Raw genomic sequence first — 22,600 nt, 5'->3', positions numbered from 1 at the left:
GCACCTAGTGCGAACGGGCGCTATTCGCGAGTGCGAATGGCGCCCTGGTCAGCCGTTCCGGGATCGCTCAGCTCTTGGTGCCTGCAGGCTTCTTGCCGAAGTAGTGGTTGAAGGCCATGCGACGCGGATTGTTGGTATCCATATCCCACTTGACGGCGCGTGCGGCAAAGTCGCGCATCGACTTTTCAACTTCCTGGAACAACGGGTTGCCTTCCCGTTTCTTTGCAATAACCTCATCCCAGACCTTGAGCTGTTCCTGCAGCAAGGAGTCCGGTGTTTTGTAGAACTTGACGTTGTCCTTGGTTTGCAAGGCAATGTAGTCCTGTGAGTAGCGGTCCACGGCCTTCCATGACATATCAGCGGAGGACGCTTCCACCGCGTTGTCGATGATCGCTTTCAGCTTGGCTGGCAGGGCGTTGTACTTGGTTTTGTTAAAGGTGATTTCGAACTGTTCCGAGCCCTGGTGGAAACTCTGCAGCATGCAGACTTTGGACACGTCGGGGAAGCCCAGTATGCGGTCAGAAGTTGCATTGTTGAACTCGGCGCCGTCCAGCAGGCCGCGGTCGAGCGCCGGGACGATTTCGCCGCCCGGCAGAGCGTTGACGGCCGCACCCATCGACGTGAACAGGTCAATGGCCAGGCCGTTGGTGCGGTACTTGAGCCCTTTAAAATCTTCGCGTTTGGTGACCGGTTTCTTGAACCAGCCCAGTGGTTGCGTAGGCATTGGCCCGGTCAGGAAGGAAACCACGTTTGCCCCGATCGAATCATAGAGCTTGGCGAGCAATTCCTTGCCGCCGCCGTATTTATGCCAGGCGAGCACCATGTTGGCGTCCATTCCATAGGCTGGCCCGGACGTCCACAATGCGATGGCGCTTTGCTTGCCGTAGTTATAGCCCATGACGCCATGTCCGCCGTCGAGCGTACCTTTGGAAACCGCATCCAGCAGACCGAACGCCGGTACGACCGCACCGGCCGGGAGCACCTCGATCTTGAGCTCGCCGCCGGTCATGTCATTCACCTTCTTTGCAAAGTCATTTGCGTACTCATGAAAAATGTCTTTGCTCGGCCAGGTACTCTGGAATCGGAACTGGGTTGGTGTTTGTGCCGTAGCGATCATCGGCATAGCTAGCGCTGTCGTGCCGGCGGCAGCAGTTCCAAGAAAGCGGCGACGTGAGGGGGCTTGACCGGGTTTCTTACCGTTCTTCATGCTGTGTCTCCTGTTTTAGCTTTAGGTTATGAATGTCGTCCTTAGCGCCGGGAAGCATTGCGCGGCGCATGTGACGAACCCTACAAGATTGCGCCGCCTATATCCGATGTCAAGCCGCATTGCAACATTGAATTGCCGTTACAATAGTAAGCTTGGCTGTTCAAATCGATATGCCGAGAAACGCCGAGGTCGGCAATCCTGCTCACCACGGCATGGGACCACAAGACGACTTCCAAGCGCTGTTGAAATGATGTATTACAGAATTGGTTTGCTGTTCCGCACTTGCGGGAAACATCGGTAAAGTCTGGTCCTAATGGGGTGGAAGCGAGTCGCCTTACTCATCATCGTCGCCCATCAGTCCTCCCAACGCACCAAGGCCACCAAGCCCGCCTAGTGCCCCGGCACCGAGCAATGCGCCATTGCTGGATGTGGTGGTCGTCGATGCCGCAGCCATCAGGCGATTTGCCAAGCGCGACAGGGGCAGCGATTGCAACCAGACCTTTCCCGGTCCACGCAGCGTGGCGAAGAACAGGCCCTCGCCGCCAAAGAACGCGGATTTGATCTTTCCGACGAACTTGATATCGAAATCGACTTGCGGCTGGAATGCGACGACGCACCCCGTATCCACACGCAGCACCTGGCCCGGCGCCAGTGTTTTTTCAATCAGTGTGCCGCCGGCATGCACGAACGCCCAGCCATCTCCTTCGAGCTTTTGCATGATGAAACCTTCGCCGCCGAAGAGGCCTGCGCCTAGCCGGCGCTGCAGCGCGATCCCGAGCGAAACGCCCTTGGCTGCACAGAGAAATGAATCCTTCTGGCAGATCAGGCTCCCGCCGATCTCGGCCAGATGTACCGGCACGATCTTTCCGGGATAAGGAGCCGCGAAGGCTACACGGGACTTGCTTCTGCCCTCGTTATGGAAAACCGTGGTGAACAGGGACTCGCCTGTTAGCAAACGCTTTCCCGCGCCCAACAGTTTGCCGAACACGCCGCCCTGTTGCGAGCCGTCACCGAAGACCGTATCCATGTCGATACCTTCTTCCATGAACATCATCATTCCCGCTTCGCCTATCGCCGCCTCGCCTGGGTCGAGTTCAACTTCAACGTATTGCATATCGGTGCCAAAGATCTGATACTCAATGTCGTCCATTGCCATATGGTCCTCGCTTTCGTCGTTAGAGTCTGATTGTCCGTGGACCCAGGAGAGCTCACGGAAACTGTTGCTTGCTCACCGGCTTGTTCATGCTTCACACGCCGATGGGAAACTGCGGTCATGGATTGCAGGTCTACAGCTATTGTAAAGCGATGCCTTGGTTTTCAAGCCATAACCTGATGACACAGCCTGAGAGGAAGCATAATGGAGACCGGTCCTGATTTCGAATTGCTGAAAGACGCTTATGCGATCATCGATGGCATTCCCGAGAATGCCATTTCGCTTGAAAAGCTTCAGACTACACGCGGTGAAACGCTTGATCATGGGACCATCTGTTCGCCCCCAGGCTGGCTGGCGCTGCATCCCAGATTCAATGAACTTGGGTTGTCGATGTCGGATGACGGCGAGCATCTGATGCTGAACGGAAATATCGTGGACGATGCATCGCCAGGCCTCGTCATGACGCAATTATTCGGCCTGCCGCCAAGCGATGCTGAACATCTCTTTGGCAAGCGGGATACCTATACGCTGGGGGATGATTCGGGCTTGAGCGACAAGCGGCTTTGGCAACGTGAGCTGCGCGACTATCTCAAGTCGCACGGCCAGCTTGACTCGGATTTTGAGGAACGGCTTGAGACCAGAGGGCCATTTGCCGACCCGGTAAATCCGTCGGAACTGCGGGCGCTGTAAGGCGATTGCATGGCTGACGTGCCGGCGATACCATGCGCCGCAGCCAATCATAGCTGGCAATAAACTTCGCTTATCACCTTGTCGTCGCGCCGGTAATCCGGGCGCGCGATAAACGTTGTTTCGGTCAGGTGCAGGACTACCGCGTCCCGCACCTTCAGCATTTTCCAGCCGGCCCGTTCCCCGCTCGCGCTGCCGCCGGCAAGCTGGTAGCAGCGCACCAGCTCATCGCCGTGTTTATCCCTTCCATAAATGTGCGGCTCGACGATGCGCGAGAAACCGTGGTAGCGCAGTTCTACCACTCTTAACTCGCGGATTGCCTGGCAGATTGTTTCGTTCATCTCGAAGACGTCCATTTCCGGTATAAGAAATTATCGGCAAGACCGAGGCGGCGGCATGACAGCACTGCGGGACTGTGGGCCATAGGTATCCGGTCTGCCGCTCGCCCGGCTTGCGTCACCAGAGCCCTTTGCCATGAGGGAAAGTGCCAATGCATATCGAGCCCAAGCACGCCACGTACCGGTTTCGGCACCAGGTGCACCGCGGCATTTAACAGAAAAGGCTGGAGCCTCGATAGTGGCGGCGGCAATAGCGGAGTTTTGGCCATAATGCTCAAAAACTCGTGAACGATGTCCGAAGATTCAAGGATCGGTAGTATGTTCTCGCAGAGCGCTTTACATGCAGCGTCGGATGACGGCGCATTGTTTGCTCCATAGAGTCTGGCGGAGGTTTTTCCTTCCGCATAGAACGCATCGCGCTGCGGGTCCCCGAGAGGGTGAACGAAGGCATGATAGGCTTCAAGAAAGCCGTAGGCAGCGGTCGCATGGACCCATGTGAGCAGATCCGGATCGTCAGCGCGATATTCCACTCCCGATGGAGTCACGCCCCGTATCCGGCGATGCATGACTCCGACAGCTGCGATCATTTCTTCAGCGCGGCTTCGCGCTGCATAGACGGTCACCATTGCAGCAAATCCTGTCCGCTGTATGCGTTGCCGGGGATGAGTACGAAAACTTGTATGCTCCCATACGCCGCTTCGGACTGAAGGATGCGCCAGTTCCAGCAACACGGCCGAAATTCCACCGATAAACAATGCGACTGGATTTTTAAAGATGTGCCACGATACCGAATCCGCGCTGACCAGCGCCGGCTCGCCAATCGGCGTCAGAAAGTAGTCCGCCGATGATGGTGCGGGATAGAGCAGTTGGCTTGCCTGGCCATCAAGCCAGTCTCGAAGTGAAGAAGGCAGCCATATCATCTTGCCGAAGTCCTTGCCATCGACTGCTTGCCGCACAATGTGCGCTAGGCCGGTTTGACCGGCGATGCCGGAACCGACTGTGTGCCCGTTCCGGTTATCTCTACCGCTTCAGCGGTTTCAGCAGGTTCTGTGGTTTCGGTCGATTCCGTCGAATCTAAAGGGCCGTTAGCTTGAACGGCCTCCGGCGTGACACCTTCCAGTTCGGCTTCACGCGCCAGATCAATCATCAGTTCATCCGCGATGACGAGCATCAGCTTGAGTTCGCGTGGACTCAGCGTGCGCGGTTTTTTATCCATTACGCATAAGCTGCCAATCACATGACTACTTTCGGTGCGCAGCGGGACACCGGCGTAAAAACGGAATCCATGGCCGCGCAAGAATTCATTACGGGCAAAGCGAGGGTCACGCGCAATGTCCTCGACCACCAACGGGGCATTGCTTGCGACAACATGGGTGCAGATTGATGAATCGCGAGAAGCCTGGCGAGACTTAAGCAACTCCTCCGAAAGACCAAACGCTCCTTTCCACAACTGCAACGAATCGTCAATCAGCGAGACAAGGCCAATAGGCATGTCCACGGCTTCGGCGACACTGCGGGCAATGCGGTCGAGCAGGGGAGTTTTATCCGCAGCAAGTACGCCACTCGCCTGCAATGCCTGCAGCCTTTCCATTTCTTCGGCGGGCAGGGGTGGAGGCACAGCGACCAGGGGGACCGCCGTTTGTTGCATGATGTCTTCGACGATATGGGCGGCCATATCGAGGTTCGTCGCGGCGGCATGTGCGCCGGTGTCGGCAGCAAGTTTTTCCGGCGTGCCGCTACCGTTGGCAAGGTTCCACAAGCCTAATACGATCTTGATATGGCCGATGCGTGGCTTCAGGCGGCGGCAGATAAAGCGTGCGTACGCTTTCGGCATGGGGTTCAGGTAGGACAGGCAAATCACATCCACCCCTGCGAGGTCAAGGTTATTGATGGCATCGAGCGCGATGGCCGACGCAGGCAAGACGCGTGTACCGATGCCACGGCTCTCCAGCGTATGCGCGAGTAGCAGTGCAGCCGCTGCATCAAGTTCTCCACGGCCTGCTATGCACAATACCGGCGTGCCCAGCCAGGGGCGCGTCGGCTCTTCCGACGTCTCCTCCGGCTTTGCCGTGAGCATGTCGTGCAAATCCTCGACGATCGCACGGAAGCCATCGGCTACGTTCCTGCGATCTTCTTTGGAGGCGCCGCGCTCGCGGGAGTTTTCCGCAAGGCGTAGTGTTTCCATTCCGACCTGGTCGTAAAATTCGAGCAGGGAATGTTCGGCCACCTCGGTTTCCGCAATCTCGACCGCTTCTTCAACATTGCCGGCAAGTAGGCGCTGGTACAGGCGCTCCTCGGGGGATAGTACCGGGTCGCTCCCCAGTAGCACGTCAATAAATGCCAGTTGTGGCACGTACCGTCCCATCACCACCATGCACACGGTGAGCGGGGTGGCGAGAAAAAGGCCCACGGGGCCCCAAAGAAGAGTCCAGAAAATTGCCGACAGAATGACCGCCATCGGTGTCATCCCGGTGCTCGACCCATATAGCCATGGCTCAATCAGATTGTTACTGATGAGTTCAAGAATGACGACCAGTGCGGCTGTCCATAGCAGCATGCTCCATCCCGGATCAACCGCGAAAGCCAGTGTCAGTGGAAATATGGCAGCGATGACCGGGCCAAGATAGGGGATGAACCGCAGCATCGTCGCCAGCAAAGCCCACAGGAACGCACCAGGTACGCCTATCAGATACAGTCCAAATCCGAGCGGCACGCCGTAGCTGGCATTCACGACAAGTTGCATCAGCAGGTAGCGGCTTACCCTGCTGGCGGCTTCATTCAATGCCTCGGTCGTACGGTGCAGGTCGCTCCCCGCGAGGCGAATGAAGCGATCGCGCAGATCGCTCGGCGCCAGCAGAACGAAGAATATAAATACAATCACCAGGCCAGCCGTACCCACCGGACCCAGCACGGAGCCAAGCACACTCTTGATGACATCAAGCGGCTGACGTTCGGCAGGTTCTATGCGGACAGGTAGCGGCTCCTTATCGCGTTTGCCATCGGTATTCTTGCTGTCGGTTCCCGTCGCTTCTGAGAGCTCTCGCCCGAGTGCCTGAATGACCGCGGTCGAGCGGTCGATGGCCCCGCCACCCGGCGCGGCAGCGCGGATCGACCGAATTTTGTCCTGCATGGTCTTCTGATAGGTCGGCAGGTTGTTGGCCAGACCGACAACCTGCGTTCCCACCAGAAAGGAAAGGCCTGTAATCACCGCCACCGCTGACGAGACGACAAGCAACACAGCCGCGGAACGCGGGAGATGCGTGCGCCGCAGCCAATTCACCGGCGGCGCGAGCATGAAACTAAGGAGTACCGCCAGCGCAAACGGAACGAATATCTCGCGCCCGAAGTAAAGCGCAACGATAGTTAGGACGACCGTCGCCGCTGTGTTGATCCCTGAACTGGATGGGGCTGAGGTTTCAGACACTGGCTTAAGAATGCATAAAGAAAAGACGACTATTGTGAAATGTCTTTCGCAACAATAAAGACATGAAATGCTTAATTTACTTATTGTCCAACGCAAGAACGGCACAGCCTTTTACTGTCATGCCGGGCGATACGACTACCTGACTCCTTGGTTAGGCAAGTCTGGGGACTTCGCGTTCCCCGTCCGCAATGGCATCGATTGCGCGATCACAACACGAAGTCGACCATGATCGTCATCGTCCAACCAACGAAAAAGGGCCCGCACAACAGTGCAGGCCCTTTGTGTCTCTTACTGATTGCCGTCAGAAAAGAGTCACAAACGGATAATAGGCTTTGCTTCTCGGTTGGCATTGAGGTTCCTCAAATTGCGCGTCGGTAATTGACTTCGCAATATCATTCCTCCTTGGCCAGCATCACGCCATACGTCATGCCGAGTTCTTTCAGCATGCGACGGTAGGCTGCAGAAAGGCGATCGGCGCGTTGAGGCACTTCAATCCCTGGACTCAGCGGCAGGCGCTTCGGGCGTTGCGACTCCAGGATTTCAAGGTCTTGCTTAAATATGTTGCCCTGGAATGCGCGCATCTGCTCATCGGTAGATACCGTGTCCGTCATCGCGAGGACGATCCACGCATGGCAATGTTCTTCATCAAGCGCCTGCACATGCAGGCTGATTGCCTCGGTATACTCTTGCGGTTCTTTAGGCAGTTTAGTCAGAATGGCGGACAGCGGACGTACCACGCGATACGTGTACTCCATCATGGAACCGCCCGATGCGAGCAGGGTGGATGCGGGTTGATAGGCGAGGCACTCGGTCGCGATAACGCCTTTCATCCCATGCTGGCCGAGACCATCGTCGAAGGTCGATACCTTGTAATCGGGCACCGCAGTAAACATTGGGTCGCCGAGTACGCCGACATGCACGAAACCTAAATGCGCCATGTCCAGAAAATTTTCAATAATGCGCGGCCCGCAGGCATTGACCGGATACGGTCCGCACAGGACCTTTCGCAGTGCCGGATCGGCGTATTCAGGGAAGGGGAAGAGCGATACGCCTGGTTTGCCTAGGCAAATCCAGACCAGGCCATAGGCTTCTTGCGCAAGAAAGCTGCGGGCACAGGCATTTCGGGGCGGTTTATCATGGGGATGCGCAGGTTGCAGCCGGCATTGTCCGGTCGCGTCGAATTGCCAACCATGATACGCGCAGACGACACGATCCTTATCGACGCGGCCGAGTGACAGGCGGGCGCCGCGGTGCGGGCAGCGATCGTCCCAGGCATGTACCTCGCCATCATTGCTGCGCCAGACGATCAGGTCCTGTTCCAGCAGTCGCACAGGTTGCATGAAGCCGGCTTCCAGCGATGCGGCACTGGCAACCGGATGCCAGTCATTCAGTAATAGTTTGTCCATGCTATTCATTGATGTCCAAAACGCCAGCGCTGCGGGCCATAGCTTGCGCCCAGCATCGGCCGCGGCAACTCGCTCGGGGTGCTGTCTCGGATCGTCTTCCGGTGGCATGGAGGGGTTGCGATGTCATAGGAGCGTCAGGACTAATGCCGGATTAGCCTGGATTCTGAACGAGTAAGCCGGTATCAGTGCGACCACAGCCGTAAAGAGGACGTTCCCTTCCACCGTCCTGTCAGTCCGGATACTGCCTGGCTGCCTCGGGCATCGACCCGATCTGGCCGAAGGAGGCGCTGAAGGCCGACTTATTGCGCTGCGCTGGCGTGCCTAGTCGGATGTGAAAGGTATTGGAGCGCGCTTCTTTTGCATACCGGAAAATTTCCGTATACCCCGGCGGGAAAACTATGTGCGTATCCGCATTTTTCCATGCTCACCCGAGCAAACGAGGACGTCTGCGGCATGTACCTCCATGTATCCATGGGCTCAAGGATGCAAGCACCTGTAAAGGTTCAACCGCACGAACAACCACCGCATATACTGGACCTCAGGCAATTACATCAACGCTTGTTCAATATGAGGACATGATCATGAAACATTCACTTATTTTGGCGTCCTTGCTCGCGACAACTGCTGCCGCTTATGCGCAGACCGGCACCCCATCGACGCCCTCCAGGACGGAGCAGCAGGGAACTGGTACGGAGAAACAAACGGGGATGCATCACCGTGGCCATGATGGCCGGCATGGCCGACCGGATGCAAAGAAAATGTCAGAGAATCAGGTGTCAACGCTGGACACCGACAAAGATGGCAAGGTTTCCCGTCAAGAATTTCTTGCTCGTCAGTCCGAAGCGTTTTCGAAGGCAGATACCAATTCGGATGGCTACGTGACGGCTGACGAGCTGGCGGCCCGCTACGAGAAGCATCATGCGGACATGCACGCAAAACGCGATGCAAGAAATAAGGCCAAACCTAATGAATCAGGGGCAGCACCCAATTCATCGGACGCAGCCACCCCTCAGGCGAAATAAGTCAGGTTGCTTCAATAACCGGGGCCGTGGATTTCAACGAGCCCGGTTATTGATGGAGGAATTTATGTGTCTGTTGTAAGGCGCTTTTAAATGCCGTTTCGCGCCAATTCTTTTCTACGATGAACTTGCCGGCAGGTCGAGGTGTATTGAGTGGGGCAAAAGAATGGCAAAGGAATGGCAAAAGAATGACTACGACTTCGGTACAAACCCAACCAGCTCTGCGTCCTGCAACAACACGATATTGTTATCCGCGGCATAGGCGCGGGCCTGGGCCGTTAACGTGCCAAGTGTCATGTAGACAGGACGAGCAGCCGCCTTCTGTGCCGCCGCGTTTAACGCCTTCAATGGTTCTATGCCAGTGCCGGCGGCCTTCCAGCGCTTGCAGGCGACCAGTGATTTGCCGTCACTGCCCGTGATTTCGAAATCGGCGGCATCGGTCGCACACCGGCTAACCGTATAGCCTCGCTGTTTATAAGCCTGCTCCACCGCCGCGGAAAAATCGCGCCATGACATGTCGGCGAACACCTCTCGCGCACGTGCCACACGGGACGGACTGGGAGCGCGCAACTGCTTCCATGCGGCGATCACACCGATGACAAAAAATGGGAAACCGGCGGACGGGGCCAGTATCGCGTACTGGCGCGGCAGCATCACGCTGGCGATCAGTGACAGCACGATGGCAATGACAAAACTGATCCACCAGCGCGAACGCAACAGGATGGCAAACAAGGATCTTTCCGCCATTTTCAGTTTCATGCGACACCTCGGATAGCCAGAGTCAATCGAGACGTTGTGGTAGATCGTATGCTGCTATGCATTGCTTGCTCCGGCGTGTGAATAGTGCCGGCATTTTACTGGCGTCGGACGTGCCGTGCATCAAATGCCGCCTCTTAAAGCGCCATATGCGCGAACCGCCCTTGTGTCGGCCTGGAAACCGCTGCTAGAGATTTATGCCGTGACAGCGTAAGATGCAGGACTTGCAACACGGACGAACCGGGCCGGCTGGATCAGCAAGGAACGGAACCGTGCCCTCAACTTACCCTGATTTCCTATGCCTCCACCCCAAGAAAACGTCAGCATGGCGCTGTTCTGTGATTTTGAAAACGTCGCCCTCGGAGTGCGTGACGCCAAATATGAAAAGTTTGACATCAAGCCGGTGCTTGAACGTCTACTGCTCAAGGGGAGCATCGTGGTCAAAAAAGCCTATTGCGACTGGGACCGCTACAAAGGCTTCAAGGCGACCATGCATGAGGCTAACTTTGAACTGATCGAGATTCCGCATGTGCGTCAGTCCGGCAAAAACTCCGCAGATATCCGCCTGGTCGTCGACGCACTGGATCTTTGCTATACCAAGTCCCATGTCAACACCTTTGTTATCATCAGCGGCGATTCGGATTTTTCGCCGCTGGTGTCCAAGCTGCGCGAGAACGCCAAGCATGTGATTGGCGTCGGCGTAAAGCAGTCGACGTCGGATCTGCTGATCGCCAACTGCGACGAGTTTATTTTCTATGACGACCTGGTCCGAGAAAGCCGACGCGCGGCAGCCAAACGCGATGCGCGGGCAACGTCGCCGGCGCCGAGACGTGCGCCGGATGAAGAGCACCGTCGGAAGGAAGAACTTGAGTCGCGTCGCAGCCAGGCAATCGATATGGCCGTGGAAACCTTCGAAGCACTGTTTTCCGAGCGCGGTGACAGCGGCAAGATCTGGGCGTCCGTACTGAAAGAAGCAATCAAGCGACGCAAGCCTGATTTCAGCGAGTCGTACTATGGCTTCCGCACTTTCGGCAATCTGCTTGAAGAGGCACAGAGCCGTGGCCTGCTCGAGTTTGGCCGTGACGAAAAGTCTGGCGCTTATGTGTACCGAAGCAACAGCGCCACACCGGTCCGCGAACCGGTTCCAGAGACACCAAAAGCCGCACCGATTGACCTGATGGTCGCGGTACCCGTGGACGCTCCTGTCATCGTGGCTCCGGCCATGGAGCCGGATTCTTCAGAGGAGACCGCCGGCAAGAGCGAGCCGCGCCGGCGCGGACGTGGGGGACGCAAGACCGCGGCAAAAAAGGCGGACACTGCATCGCCCGCAGCATCGTCGATGTCGCTGCCGCTTGATGCGATTCCTGAGGTGCCGGTACAGCCTGCCGTAGCTGTACCAGAGTCGGCGGCGAGACCAGAGGCACCAGAGTCACCATCGCGATCAGCTGCCGAAACGGTGCAATCACCAGGGGAAAATCTTGTGACATCCGATACCCCGGCAAAAACCCCAACCAAGCCGGCACGGAAAGCCACAACCCGCGGCAGACGTCCGCGCAAGACCGAAATTACAAACGGGAACGAATAAGCGCTGGGCCAGGGTACTGTTGAGGCGGCTGCATCGAGTAAGCCAAGCGGCGTCAACGTAAGGCGGACCCAGACAGCAGATAAATCAGTTGAGTGCTGCCACGCCAGTCGCACGCAGGGACAGCGCCTGTACCAGAAATTCCTCAAGCTCATGGGCAGCGAGTGGCCGTGCAAAGAGATAGCCCTGCGCCTCGTCGCAGTCGACCGAGCGAAGATACTGCAAAGTCTCTTCGCGTTCGACGCCTTCGGCCACCACCGACAGGTCAAGCGAATGCGCCATGTCAATGAAAGCCTTGATCACCCGGAAATTGCCATTGTCATTGTCCTGCTGATTGACGAAGGAACGATCCAGCTTCAGCACATCAAGCGGGAAATGGCCAAGATATGCAAGACCGGAATAACCAGTGCCGAAATCATCGACGGCAAGCGATATGCCCAGCTTTTTCAGTTCGCGAAAAGCGTCAGCCGATTGTTTCATGTCTTCAATCAGCGCGCTTTCCGTCAGCTCCAGTTCGAGCTGTGAACTATGCAACCCGGCATGCTGCAAGGCCTGAGTGACATGCTCGATTAAGTGTTTGTTCCTGAGCTGAATTGCCGACAGATTGACCGACACGCGCAACGCATGCCCCAGCTTGTTTGTAAGCCGCTGGGTTTCCATGCACGCATGTTCCAGTACCCATTTACCGATCTCATTGATCAGGCCGCGTTCTTCGGCGATCGGGATAAAGTCCAGCGGCGACACGCGCCCCAGGTGAGGATGATTCCAGCGTATCAGCGCTTCCATGCCCACTACAGTCATGGATTGGAGGTCAAGCCGCGGCTGATAGTGCAGTTCGAGCTCATTGCGCTCGAGCGCCCGGTACAGCGAGTTTTCCAGGGTCATGCGTTCCTTCGCCTGGATGCTCATTTCCTCCTTGAAAAACCGGTAGCAATTCCGCCCGGACGACTTGGCCTGATACATTGCGGTATCGGCATTTTGGCACAGTACTTCCTTGCTTGCGCCATCCTGTGGGTACATGCTGATGCCGATCGAGGCGCGCGCGAACACTTCATGTCCATCCACGTGAACCGGTTCGGCGAATGCGGAAATCAATTTTTCGGCGATGCGTGTTGCCGATACAGCGCCCTTGGTGCAGCGTGCCGCAACGACAAATTCATCTCCGCCGAGACGCGCGACGATGTCTCCCGGTCGCAAATTACTCCGGAGTCGTTGCGCCACCTCGCATAGCAGCATGTCGCCCGGTGTATGGCCAAGAGAATCGTTGATTTCCTTGAAGCTGTCGAGATCCAGAAAAAACACGGCAACCGTTCCGTTCTGATCGGCTATTTCCAGCATGTGCTGCAGCCGTTCATTGAGCAACGCGCGGTTGGGTAATCCGGTCAGCGTGTCGTGCGTGGCGAGTTGCTCCAGCCGCGACTCCACCTGTTTGCGTTCGGTGATATTGGTGACAAACGCGGTAATCGACCGTCCATTGCCTTGCGGGTCGCGATCGATGTTGGCATTGACCAGCACGAACACGTCGCCGCCATTCTTGTGACGGATGACGGCTTCCTTGGCATGAATTACCAACATGCCGTCGTGCGTCGACAACGCATTGCCAAACGGAGAAACCGGAAACAGCACGGAAATGTTGTGGCCGATCAGCTCAGCTTCCTGATAGCCGGCAATATCGCACAGTGCAGGATTGACGTCGAGGAGCGCACCTTCCGCGTCGGTCAGGATATAACCAGCCGGCGTCATTTCAATCACGTCCCGGAAACGCTGCTCGCTGGCGCGTATGGTGTTTTCGGCTTCGCGCCGTGCAGTGATATCGTGAAAGTACACCGAAATGCCGTCTTCATTCGGATATACGCGGATCTCTATCCAGGCATGGGAAGGTGGCCAATACGTTTCAAAGAATGCACGCTTGCCGGTTTCCATTACCTGCCTGTAGTAGGTCATGATGGAAGAATCCAGTACCTCCGGCACCACTTCCCATAATATCTGGCCAATCAGCTCATCTCGGTTGCGCCCGATGAAGCGCGCAGTTTTTTCGTTGACATAGATGGCGCGCCAGTTGCGATCGAGCGTGAAGAACGCATCGCCAATGCTTTCCACAATGGCCGCCAGGCGGTCCTTGGATTTTTGCAGTTCCCGCTGGGTCTGATACCGCTCGGTCACGTCACGTCCGGTCGCGTACATGAGCTTCTGGCGTTCCGACCATCGTACCGCGAGCGACAGGTAGCCGATGCTGCCATCCTTCTTTATCCAGCGGTTCTCGAAATCACGGACGGTGTTGTCGCCGGAACGCAGGCCGGCATCGATCAACTTGGTGAGGTCGGCGTCTTCCGGATGCAGGAACTCGCCATATTGCCGTCCTATCAGTTCATGAGGTTCGAATCCAAGTGCATCGCGTACCGCATCGTTGACGCGAAGGAAAGTGCCGTTCTCGTCAAGCAGTGCGAGGATGTCGAGCGAGTTTTCAATCAGCGCCTTGTTTTCTTCCGCCAATTGGGCAAGGCGGTTGGCAACTTCAATCTCGTCGGTGATATCGCGACCGATGCCGCGATATCCCTTGAAAACCTCATTCTCGAAAACCGGTTCGCCTGAGATGCTCGAGTGGCGCACCGCTCCCTTTATTGCGACAAAAGTAGAATAATGAAGATCTTTGAAGGGCTCTCGCCGGTCTACCCTTGCGCGATACTCAAGAAGCCCGGGTTGCGCGGGATCAGCGGCGCGTTCCGTCCGGGTTTTCCCGATCACGTCGGCGGGCAGTGTCCCCCAAAGGCGATACAAGCCATCCGAAATAAAGGTAAAACGGCCTTCTTCATCCGTTTCCCAATACCAGTCTGACGACAGTGCGGTCAGGCTGCGAAAGCGTTCCTCGCGCTTGCGGATGTCTTCTTTCGCCTGACGTTCAGCCGTAACATCGCGCGATACGGCCACTGCGCCCAGCTTGACGCCCGTCAGTGGATCGACCAGGACTTGCAGCGTTGTGCCGAACCAGCGGTAGGCGCCTGCCTTGTCCCGGATCCGGAATTCGACCAGGGCAACATCCGACGCGCCGAGTACCTGGCGGGCTACTTCATCACGAATGGTGTTGATGTCGTCGGGATGGACATAGTCGTAGACCTTGGTCCCCAGCATCTGCGACTGCCCATAGCCCAGGATCCGGGTTACGGAAGGCGATACATAAAGGTACTCTCCTGTATCGGCTGCGTGATGGCTGATGATGTCCGAACTGTTGTCCGTCACCAGGCGATAGGTCGCCTCGCTCTTGGCGAGCTTGGCAAGGCTTTCGCGCTGCGCAGAGATATCGACGATGGCTCCCATGTAGCCTTCGTAGACGCCGGTAGCGGAAATGCGCGGCGCTGCTGCATGCATCACCCATCGCACCGAACCGTCGCTTTTGACGATCCGGTATTCAAGCTGGTATTCCCTTTTTTCTTGCTTCGCACGGACAATCAGCGGGCTCAATCGCTGACGGTCGTCCGGATGCATGAACTGCGCCCAGATTCTCGTGGGAAGCGAGCACTGCTCACCCAAGACTTCGTAAGCGGACTGGTTGAGGTAGGTACAAACATCGTTGCAATCCGACATCCAAAACAGGATGGAGGCCGAATCTGCTAGCTGACGAAGACCGGCAGGGATGCCGTCCAGGTTCAAGGGGGCCATTTATTATAAGAATAGGAAATTGAACTGGCAGGGGCGATTTACAGTACCGGAACGGCGTTGTGGTTTCTGTACGGCAAGAATACCGCGCAGTGCAGGATTAATCCAGAAAAGTGGCGTAGAACAGACGATCTTTGGGGACGGGAGCCATTTGAATGACTGATTTACGACGGAAACAGCAGGGGAGTCAGAGAATATTAAATAACAGGCAAGGAAGGGCGTAAGGGAACACCGGATTGCCGTGCAGGTAGTCAAGCGAGGCGTGTCCGGCTCCTACTACGTACTACCGCCGGTACGCCTCGCCTTGCACTGCTTCAGGCAGCGCCGTAGATGGGCGCGATAGCCCCGCTGCCAAGTTGATTGGACGTCGATGCCAGAAACACGATAGTCGCAGCGATTTGCTCCGCTTTCGGCCACTGGCTGAAGTCTGCATCAGGCATGGCCGCACGGTTGGCTGGCGTGTCGATAATGGAAGGGGCCACAGCATTGACCAGGATGCGCGGGGCCACTTCGGCGGCCAGGGCTTGGGTCAGTGCAGCGACGCCAGCCTTGCTGGCAGTATAGGCAGTGGTGAATTTGCCCAGGCGCGGCTCCAGGGACTGCCGCGCCGCGACGTTCACAATTCGACCACTTCCGTCACCGAATGCCTTGATCGCTTCGCGACAGCACAGATAGGTGCTCACCAGGTTCATGTTGAGCATTTTCATTAACACTGCCTTGTCGGATTCCCCGATGGGCGCAAAGGCAAAGCCACCCGCAATATGAATGGAGGCGCTTAACTTTCCCGCAGCGGCATACAAGGCGGCGACCTGGGCTTCGTCGGACAAGTCGCAGGGTACGAGGCTGAGCCTGTCGTTGGCCCGCAGCGCCTTTGCTTCGGTTTCATTAATGTAGGGAATCACACAGCGTGCGCCGGCTTTCAGCAGGGTGTCGACCACCGCCGCACCCAATGCGCCGGTGCCGCCGGTGACAACGACTGTCTGGTTGGAAAAATCCATATAAAACCTCCGTCAAAATTTTGGGCTCCAAGCTTACTTGCTTCCGTTGTGCCCGGCAATTTGGAATTCCGTCTTTTTCACTTCATCGCAAATACGCAAGACATACGCCAGACGATTCCGAATGGCGACTCAGGATGCCAGCATGGCGTTGATCCGTCTGGCCAGCAAATCGAGTGCAAAAGGTTTGGTCACCAGTTCTGTGCGGCCTTCGAGTGCTTCTGTGCGCGCATCGGAGTCCTCGACAAAGCCGGTCAGATACAGCACCTTCAGATCCGGCCGGCGCACTCTGGCATGTTGGGCAAGCTGGCGACCGTTCATCCCGCCCGGCAGGCCAATATCGGTAACCAGCAGGTCCAGCGGCGCATCGGAGTCCAGCATGGCGAGGGCCGAAACCGTGTCTGCCATGGCTATTGGCGAATAGCCCCATTCGGCGAGCATTTCGGTAAGGACGTGTCGTATATCCTCTTCGTCTTCCACGACCATGATCCTGCCGCGACTTGCTATCGGAGGCGTGGGCTCAGCACCGGCAGGGATCGCCGTTTGGGGAAGTGCATTACCCAGGTAACGCGGAAGGTAAAGCTTTACCGTTGTGCCGGTGTCGGGCGCCGAGTCGATACGGACGTGGCCGCCCGATTGCGTGACAAAGCCATAGACCATCGATAGTCCGAGTCCGGTGCCCTGACCTTGAGGCTTAGTGGTAAAGAATGGGTCGAAGGCACGGCTGAGAACGTCGGGCGGCATCCCGCTACCGTCGTCGATCACGCTCAACATGACATATTGGCCGTCAGGGACAGTATTCGGTAAGCCTGCGACCGCGCTTTCCCTGGTGACATTGGCAGAAGCAATCGTGAGCAGGCCGTTGCCAGCCATGGCGTCGCGCGCATTGATGACCAAATTGAGAACGGCACTTTCCAGTTGATTCGCGTCGCATAATGTGGGCCATATGTCTTCAGTCAGCTCGGTACGCATGACGATGCCGGGGCCGACGGTACGCTGAAATAAATCTTTCAGCGAGCCCACCAGTTGATTGACCGATACGGGCTTGGGCGCAAGAATTTGCTGGCGTGAGAATGCCAGCAGGCGCTGCGTCAGTGTTGCAGCCCGGTCAGCTGCACTCTGCGCGCCCTCAATGTAGCGGGTCAGGTTATCCGTCTGGCCCTGGTCGAGGCGAAACTGCAGGATCTCCAGGTTACCCACCAAGCCGGCAAGCAGGTTATTGAAATCGTGAGCGATGCCACCCGTCAGTTGTCCAACAGCTTCCATTTTTTGTGCCTGACGCAAGGCTTGTTCAGTATGTTGCAGGGTCTCGGCCTGCCGCTTCTGCTCGGTGATATCGCGAGCAAGCGCATGGATGAACGACGCGTCCGGAACAGCAGTCCATGACAGCCAACGGTAAGATCCGTCGCGATGGCGGTAGCGATTTTCAAAACGTAGTGTTTTGATGCCATGTGCCAGTCGTCCAGCCTCCGCCAGCGTTGCGTCGAGGTCGTCCGGATGAATCAGCTCCATGAACGGGCGGCCTTTGAGCTCATGCTCCTCCCATCCGAGCAAATCAAACCATGCGGGATTGGTTGACATGATGGTGGAGTCGAATCGGGCAACCAGCATGATATCGGTTGACAAGCGCCACATGCGGTCGCGATCCGCAGTGCGGTAGGCAATCTCTTTTTCAAGATGGGCATTCAGGTCCGCCAGTTGCTCGGAACCGAGCTTTTGCTCGTGCACATCCGTGTTGGTTCCGATCCAGCGCGTGATACGTCCGACGCTATCACGCAAGGGCAGCGCGCGTGAAATGAACCAGCGCCACTCTCCGGTCGCCCCTTCCCGAAGCCGATATTCGTTCTGGTAGGTAGTGCCACGGTTTAACGCCATTTGCCAGTTGGCCAGCGTAGCGGGGTGGTCGTCGGGATGCACCACCTTGATCCATGTATTGCCGTCGAGTTCACCGGGCACGACCCCGGTATATTCATAAACACGCTGGTTAAACCAAAAAATATTGCCATCGCTGTTGGCGACCCACGCGTGGTTTGGCATGGCTTCGGCCAACGTCCTGAATTCCCGCTCGCGCGCGGCGAGCTCTTCCAGTGCCTGCTTCAGGTCGTTGATGCTCTGCGTGGTTCCGTACCATTTCACGATCTTGCCGGACGGGTCCCGGCGCGGATATGCACGTGAATGCATCCAGTAGTAAGCGCCACCAATCATGCGGATACGCAGTTCGATGTCGTAAGGTGCGCCGGTTGACAAGGCGGTGTTCCAGGCTTGTAATGCGCGATCACGGTCGTCGGGATGCGTAGCGTTGTGCAAGGATTGCCCCAGACCCGAAGTGCCGGTCCAGTCGTACCATCGCTGTGAGATCCGGTCCAGTTGACCGTCAGGAAGCGCAGTCCACTGGACGTGAGGATTCAGTTCGACCGTATGCCGGTAGTGGTCCTCGCTGTCGCGCAGCTCGGCTTCCGCGCGGTCGCGCGCCTGCTCTGCAAGGACTTGCGCCGTTGTCTCCGTACAGATGCAAATCACGCCGGCAAACTGTCCGGTATCATCGCGCACCGGCGAATAGGAAAATGTGAACCAGGTCTGCTCCGGGTATCCGTTGTGCGTCAGTGTGACCGGCATATTCTCGAAGAAAGCGGATTCTCCCTGCATGGCGCGTTGAATGATCGACATGATTTCCGAGTCAACCAGTTCTGGCCAGACGGATGTAAATGACTGACCCAGCGCCTCGGGATGACGGGGGCCGAGTATGGGGCGATAGGCATCGTTGTACACATAGAGGAGTTGCTCTCCCCACAGCACGAACATCGGAAACTGCGATCCCAATATCAGTTGGACTGTATTGCGGAGCGCTCGCGGCCACGTGTCGGGCCCGCCAAGCGCAGTTTTGCACCGGTCAAGATCACGGCCAAGGGCGTCGATCTGGTCGCTGGCGCGGGAAAACGGATACTGGAGAGATTGTTCTGCCATGGCGGGCCGCAAGCGTGCGAATGATTGCCTATTGCTGAGAGAACGCCAATCATGCCATACCTTTAACCAGGCACCGCGCAGGCCACACCTTCGAAAACGGAGAGATTTAAAGAGAGTTCGTTGCTTAATGACAACTTGAAGCGGATTGTACTGTGCCGCGCCTGTCTTTTTCACTACGATGAGGTATGTCCGCCGTGCCCTGAGCACTGCGGCTGAAGGAATTTCAGTCTGCTGCGGTCAGGCGCGATAGCGCTCTCATGGTCAAGAGGAGAAGTGAAAATGCTTAAACTGATTTGCTTGTTGTGGGGCCATGCAAGACCGATGGAAACCGTCGACACCATGATTGAAATGGCGCTCTCGAATAGTTATCAATGCGAACGATGCAAGAGCGTGGTGCATATACGCGGGTAGCCGAACCCCTTGGGACCAGCCATGACCGGAGCCAGCCTTATTTGATGCATCAGGTGCCGTAACATCGGCAACAACGCTTCGCGGAGCTTCCGCGCACCGGAAGCTCCGTAAGCACGATTGCTTTGCTGTAAGAAGATCCCATTCAGGTCACGCTGATCTGTATCTTCTTCGGCTGAGCGTGCGCTGCTTTGGGGATGCGCAGCTTCAAAACTCCATGGTTGAATTCTGCAGCCGCGTTTTCCGCGTCAAGTTCTTTCGACAGAGTAAATGACCTGCGATAGCGCGGTACCTTGATTTCGGCGTGGCTCGACTGCATGTTCTCCGGTGCATCGATCGCAACCTCACCTTCGATGATCAGGCTATCGGTGTCGAGCTGGAGATTCAGCTTGTCTTTTGGCACACCGGGCAGGTCGGCAAACAGCGTGATCCCCGAAGCATCCTCAATTACATCGACGGCTGGAGTCAGGGCCGGTTCCTGCCGCGCCGCAACGCGCGCGTCATTATTGGCATTGCTAGTGTTGACGGCGTTGGTGTGCTCGCCGTTGCCTGTCGTAATACTGGTATTTTCAGCCATGATCGTCCTCCATGTTCAATGTACCGAAATGCGCCGAGGCTGCGCTGCTTCGCGCCGTTTCACACTGATGCGCAGAACACCGTCAACATAACGGGCAGATACGCCATCGGGGTCGATATCGTCAGGCAAGCTTACCACTCGCTTAAATCGACCAGCGAAACGCTCGTTGATATGCACGGTGGCTTTCTGCTCCTCACTTGATAAGCTGTCCGTGCGCTCGCCGGCGACTGTCAGCACGCCGCGTTCGAGATTGACTTCAATCGAAGCCGGATCCAGGCCGGGCATGAACGCAAGCATTTCTACCGACTGTGGTGTGGTGCCGATATTCAATGCCGGAAATCCGCCCCTGCCAATGCCGCGTATGCTGGGTTCAATATCGAAAATCTGCTGGACTTCCCGTTGCAGGCGATCCATTTCAGAGAAAATATCGCGTGGGAACATTGATCTGTAAAGCATGCTGTCCTCCATACGGTTGAATGAATGTGGCTCAGACAAAAGCCCGTCACTGGCATGGGCTCGTATGCCTACTTTATGGTGTTCACACAAAAATTTTTCAAGCCCTTTGAATCTTAAAAATTCATGGTTCAGAGCCTAAGAAAACTGGAGGGTGTATTGAATGGTGCAGGCTTTTCTCAGGGAAAACCTGGCGGCGCAGAAGGTGCTGTAGAAGGACGCAACCGCTTGCCAAGAATAATAGCGAGGCCTATGCACCAGGCCAGCGAAGCTGTCCAGCCGGCGAGTACATCCGAGGGGAAATGCACACCGAGATAGACGCGTGAAAGACCGACCAGCGCGACGAAAGCCGCACCAAGCAAGAGTCCTGCTCCTGCGCCGCGCCGATGCCAGACAATCACCATCAGGGCGGCTACAAAAGCCATCGATTGCATCGCATGACCGCTTGGAAAGCTATAGGAAGTTTCCGGTGCAATGGACACCCACAGGTCCGGCCGAGTGCGTGCGAAAACTTGTTTGGCGGTTATGTTCAGAAGGAGAGCGCCGCCAAAGCCCAGCACCCAGTAGGTCAGACGTGCCCAGTGACTGCGGACGATCAGGTAGCCGGCCAGCGCCAGCGCGCAAGGTCCCAGCATGCGAATCGACCCGGCCTGTGAAAAGAACAGCATAACGTTATCGAGCATCGGCGTAGCATGGCTTTTCATGAACAGCAGGATAGGGCGATCAAATGAAAAAGTTTCCTTCTCAAGAACGTCTTCGGCCAGTTCGCCAAACAGGAAAAGGGGTGCCAGGACACCGGCAAACAGCAAGGCCATCTGCAGCCAGCGGCCATGCATCAGTCGTTGGATGGAACGCACTGCTCTGCGTGATTTGTTTTCCATGAAAATCGTTCTGGATAAAGGACTAGAAATTATGCGCTCGCCGGCTTAAGCAGGAAAAGCGGTTCGGGAGCCACGGTAAAGCGTAGCGGCGCCCGCAGCCAGAAAATTTCGCCATCGGTGGCGACCTTGGTCCATGCGGACAGAGCAAACCGTGGCTTGACCGTCAATTCTTTTGCGGCAAAACTGATGATGCTGTCGGCGTCATCCAGTTTGCCGAAGGCGCCGCGCAGTAAAAGACCGAGCAGCGTCAGTGTGCCAACAGGCCGCAGTGTGACCACTGCAAGCTGGCCTTCTGCGAGCTGTGATGCCAGCGGAATGCCGACCTGCTCTAGCTGCAAAGCGTTGTTACCGACAAAAACGGTCTTGGTCAGGATATCCCGCGCTTGTCCGTTTTCATCAATGCGTACACGCAGTGTCCTGTGATTCTGCCACAGGGTTACAAAGGCCGACCATAAGGCGACGAGCCGACTGCGTCCCAGTTGTTGCTTGTATGCTTCGCGGTCCTGCAGCAGCTTGGGATATAAACCCATACTCGCATTGACCAGAAAGATCCGATTATTAAGCAGGCCCACCTGAACCGGACAGACCTTCGCAGTCAGCAAGGCGCGTGTCGCATCGGCAAGGTCCTCTGGTATGCCATGCGTCCTGCCGAAATAATTAAATGTACCTTGTGGCAAGACACCGAAGGCGCAACCACTTCCCAGCACGGCCTGTGCGACAGTATTGATACTGCCGTCGCCACCGGCAATGATGACTACGCCAGAACCCTGGCGGGCGCGTTCAACCGTGCGATGGGCAGTTACATGCAAGGCCTTGGCGTCGTCGACGACCTCCAGGGTGTAATCGCGACCTGCGGCTTCCAATACACTGCGGATGATAGTGCATTTGGTCTCGGCATCCGTCCTGCCCGAACGGGCATTCACGATGACATGAAAGCAGGAGTTGTTACCTGGCGCTGAGGTCATGCGTTTGGAAAGTCTTTGCGTCTCCCGGCGGCATCATTTTTCACGCAGTATGGTAAAACTGGAGTACGCAGGGTAGCCATGTAGTCCATATTAAGCCTGTGCCAGGTTCGCAGCATATTGCGGTCGGTCAA

At 56.6% G+C, this 22,600-nt stretch carries 17 protein-coding genes; 3 read left to right on the top strand and 14 right to left on the bottom strand.

Annotated elements, in window-relative coordinates; genetic code table 11:
- Positions 1 to 67 precede the first annotated feature (67 nt).
- Positions 68 to 1,207, bottom strand: a complete 1,140-nt coding sequence (locus ACFQUU_RS23490; protein WP_382250549.1) for a TRAP transporter substrate-binding protein — start codon at positions 1,205 to 1,207, stop codon at positions 68 to 70.
- A gap of 334 nt (positions 1,208 to 1,541) precedes the next feature.
- The gene (locus ACFQUU_RS23485; RefSeq protein ID WP_382250548.1) at positions 1,542 to 2,363 is read right to left on the bottom strand and encodes a TIGR00266 family protein; all 822 of its coding nucleotides are present in this window, start codon (positions 2,361 to 2,363) and stop codon (positions 1,542 to 1,544) included.
- A 201-nt stretch (positions 2,364 to 2,564) separates the two neighbouring features.
- Here ACFQUU_RS23485 and ACFQUU_RS23480 point away from each other — a divergent pair, with 201 nt between their 5' ends.
- Positions 2,565 to 3,050, top strand: a complete 486-nt coding sequence (locus ACFQUU_RS23480; protein ID WP_382250547.1) for a hypothetical protein — start codon at positions 2,565 to 2,567, stop codon at positions 3,048 to 3,050.
- Positions 3,051 to 3,097: 47 nt separating this feature from the next.
- Here ACFQUU_RS23480 and ACFQUU_RS23475 read toward each other — a convergent pair whose 3' ends face one another.
- The 4 genes from ACFQUU_RS23475 to ACFQUU_RS23460 form a co-directional block, all read right to left on the bottom strand.
- Positions 3,098 to 3,388, bottom strand: coding sequence for a hypothetical protein (locus ACFQUU_RS23475; RefSeq protein WP_382250546.1), 291 nt, complete (start codon positions 3,386 to 3,388; stop codon positions 3,098 to 3,100).
- A complete protein-coding gene (locus ACFQUU_RS23470; RefSeq protein ID WP_382250545.1) occupies positions 3,385 to 4,341 on the bottom strand; it encodes an oxygenase MpaB family protein in 957 nt (318 codons plus the stop codon). The genes ACFQUU_RS23475 and ACFQUU_RS23470 overlap by 4 nt, the downstream gene beginning before the upstream one ends.
- A gap of 8 nt (positions 4,342 to 4,349) precedes the next feature.
- Positions 4,350 to 6,809 (bottom strand): AI-2E family transporter, encoded by a 2,460-nt coding sequence (locus ACFQUU_RS23465; protein ID WP_382250544.1) that lies wholly within the window; start codon positions 6,807 to 6,809, stop codon positions 4,350 to 4,352.
- Positions 6,810 to 7,201: 392 nt separating this feature from the next.
- Positions 7,202 to 8,215, bottom strand: coding sequence for a Rieske 2Fe-2S domain-containing protein (locus ACFQUU_RS23460; protein WP_382250543.1), 1,014 nt, complete (start codon positions 8,213 to 8,215; stop codon positions 7,202 to 7,204).
- A 581-nt stretch (positions 8,216 to 8,796) separates the two neighbouring features.
- On the opposite strand from ACFQUU_RS23460, the gene ACFQUU_RS23455 reads away from it, so the two are divergent.
- Complete coding sequence (locus ACFQUU_RS23455) at positions 8,797 to 9,237, top strand: hypothetical protein (RefSeq protein ID WP_382250542.1); 441 nt, start codon at positions 8,797 to 8,799, stop codon at positions 9,235 to 9,237.
- Between the two features lie 189 nt (positions 9,238 to 9,426).
- Here the strand turns inward: ACFQUU_RS23455 and ACFQUU_RS23450 are convergent, their stop codons facing one another.
- Entirely contained in the window at positions 9,427 to 9,993 is a 567-nt protein-coding gene (locus tag ACFQUU_RS23450) for a restriction endonuclease (protein WP_382250541.1), read from the bottom strand.
- 295 nt (positions 9,994 to 10,288) lie between these two features.
- On the opposite strand from ACFQUU_RS23450, the gene ACFQUU_RS23445 reads away from it, so the two are divergent.
- Positions 10,289 to 11,575, top strand: a complete 1,287-nt coding sequence (locus ACFQUU_RS23445) for an NYN domain-containing protein (RefSeq protein WP_382250540.1) — start codon at positions 10,289 to 10,291, stop codon at positions 11,573 to 11,575.
- 84 nt (positions 11,576 to 11,659) lie between these two features.
- On the opposite strand, the gene ACFQUU_RS23440 is transcribed toward ACFQUU_RS23445, so the two are convergent.
- The 7 genes from ACFQUU_RS23440 to ACFQUU_RS23410 form a co-directional block, all read right to left on the bottom strand.
- Positions 11,660 to 15,229 (bottom strand): PAS domain S-box protein, encoded by a 3,570-nt coding sequence (locus tag ACFQUU_RS23440; RefSeq protein ID WP_382250539.1) that lies wholly within the window; start codon positions 15,227 to 15,229, stop codon positions 11,660 to 11,662.
- Positions 15,230 to 15,540: 311 nt separating this feature from the next.
- On the bottom strand, positions 15,541 to 16,224 hold the full coding sequence (locus ACFQUU_RS23435; RefSeq protein ID WP_382250538.1) for an SDR family NAD(P)-dependent oxidoreductase: 684 nt from the start codon (positions 16,222 to 16,224) through the stop codon (positions 15,541 to 15,543).
- Between the two features lie 129 nt (positions 16,225 to 16,353).
- Entirely contained in the window at positions 16,354 to 19,185 is a 2,832-nt protein-coding gene (locus ACFQUU_RS23430; protein ID WP_382250537.1) for a PAS domain-containing protein, read from the bottom strand.
- A gap of 553 nt (positions 19,186 to 19,738) precedes the next feature.
- Positions 19,739 to 20,170: an Hsp20/alpha crystallin family protein gene (locus ACFQUU_RS23425; protein ID WP_382250536.1), complete on the bottom strand. Its 432-nt coding sequence runs from the start codon at positions 20,168 to 20,170 to the stop codon at positions 19,739 to 19,741.
- 15 nt (positions 20,171 to 20,185) lie between these two features.
- Complete coding sequence (locus tag ACFQUU_RS23420) at positions 20,186 to 20,626, bottom strand: Hsp20/alpha crystallin family protein (protein ID WP_382250535.1); 441 nt, start codon at positions 20,624 to 20,626, stop codon at positions 20,186 to 20,188.
- Between the two features lie 176 nt (positions 20,627 to 20,802).
- Positions 20,803 to 21,504, bottom strand: coding sequence for a phosphatase PAP2 family protein (locus ACFQUU_RS23415; RefSeq protein ID WP_382250534.1), 702 nt, complete (start codon positions 21,502 to 21,504; stop codon positions 20,803 to 20,805).
- 29 nt (positions 21,505 to 21,533) lie between these two features.
- On the bottom strand, positions 21,534 to 22,469 hold the full coding sequence (locus tag ACFQUU_RS23410; protein ID WP_382250533.1) for a diacylglycerol/lipid kinase family protein: 936 nt from the start codon (positions 22,467 to 22,469) through the stop codon (positions 21,534 to 21,536).
- Positions 22,470 to 22,600 lie beyond the last annotated feature (131 nt).

Source organism: Herbaspirillum sp. GCM10030257 (assembly GCF_042666555.1).
In the GTDB taxonomy this organism is placed as follows: domain Bacteria; phylum Pseudomonadota; class Gammaproteobacteria; order Burkholderiales; family Burkholderiaceae_D; genus Noviherbaspirillum.
Note: the sequence above shows the minus strand (reverse complement) of the source record. Positions and strands in the feature narration are given on the sequence as shown.

Excerpts from the sequence above, each read along its gene's own strand:
- ACFQUU_RS23490 (WP_382250549.1), bottom strand. The coding sequence starts at position 1,207 with ATGAAGAACGGTAAGAAACCCGGTCAAGCCCCCTCACGTCGCCGCTTT.
- ACFQUU_RS23485 (WP_382250548.1), bottom strand. The coding sequence starts at position 2,363 with ATGGCAATGGACGACATTGAGTATCAGATCTTTGGCACCGATATGCAA.
- ACFQUU_RS23480 (WP_382250547.1), top strand. The coding sequence starts at position 2,565 with ATGGAGACCGGTCCTGATTTCGAATTGCTGAAAGACGCTTATGCGATC.
- ACFQUU_RS23475 (WP_382250546.1), bottom strand. The coding sequence starts at position 3,388 with ATGAACGAAACAATCTGCCAGGCAATCCGCGAGTTAAGAGTGGTAGAA.
- ACFQUU_RS23460 (WP_382250543.1), bottom strand. The coding sequence starts at position 8,215 with ATGGACAAACTATTACTGAATGACTGGCATCCGGTTGCCAGTGCCGCA.
- ACFQUU_RS23455 (WP_382250542.1), top strand. The coding sequence starts at position 8,797 with ATGAAACATTCACTTATTTTGGCGTCCTTGCTCGCGACAACTGCTGCC.
- ACFQUU_RS23450 (WP_382250541.1), bottom strand. The coding sequence starts at position 9,993 with ATGAAACTGAAAATGGCGGAAAGATCCTTGTTTGCCATCCTGTTGCGT.
- ACFQUU_RS23445 (WP_382250540.1), top strand. The coding sequence starts at position 10,289 with ATGCCTCCACCCCAAGAAAACGTCAGCATGGCGCTGTTCTGTGATTTT.
- ACFQUU_RS23440 (WP_382250539.1), bottom strand. The coding sequence starts at position 15,229 with ATGGCCCCCTTGAACCTGGACGGCATCCCTGCCGGTCTTCGTCAGCTA.
- ACFQUU_RS23435 (WP_382250538.1), bottom strand. The coding sequence starts at position 16,224 with ATGGATTTTTCCAACCAGACAGTCGTTGTCACCGGCGGCACCGGCGCA.
- ACFQUU_RS23430 (WP_382250537.1), bottom strand. The coding sequence starts at position 19,185 with ATGGCAGAACAATCTCTCCAGTATCCGTTTTCCCGCGCCAGCGACCAG.
- ACFQUU_RS23425 (WP_382250536.1), bottom strand. The coding sequence starts at position 20,170 with ATGGCTGAAAATACCAGTATTACGACAGGCAACGGCGAGCACACCAAC.
- ACFQUU_RS23420 (WP_382250535.1), bottom strand. The coding sequence starts at position 20,626 with ATGCTTTACAGATCAATGTTCCCACGCGATATTTTCTCTGAAATGGAT.
- ACFQUU_RS23415 (WP_382250534.1), bottom strand. The coding sequence starts at position 21,504 with ATGGAAAACAAATCACGCAGAGCAGTGCGTTCCATCCAACGACTGATG.
- ACFQUU_RS23410 (WP_382250533.1), bottom strand. The coding sequence starts at position 22,469 with ATGACCTCAGCGCCAGGTAACAACTCCTGCTTTCATGTCATCGTGAAT.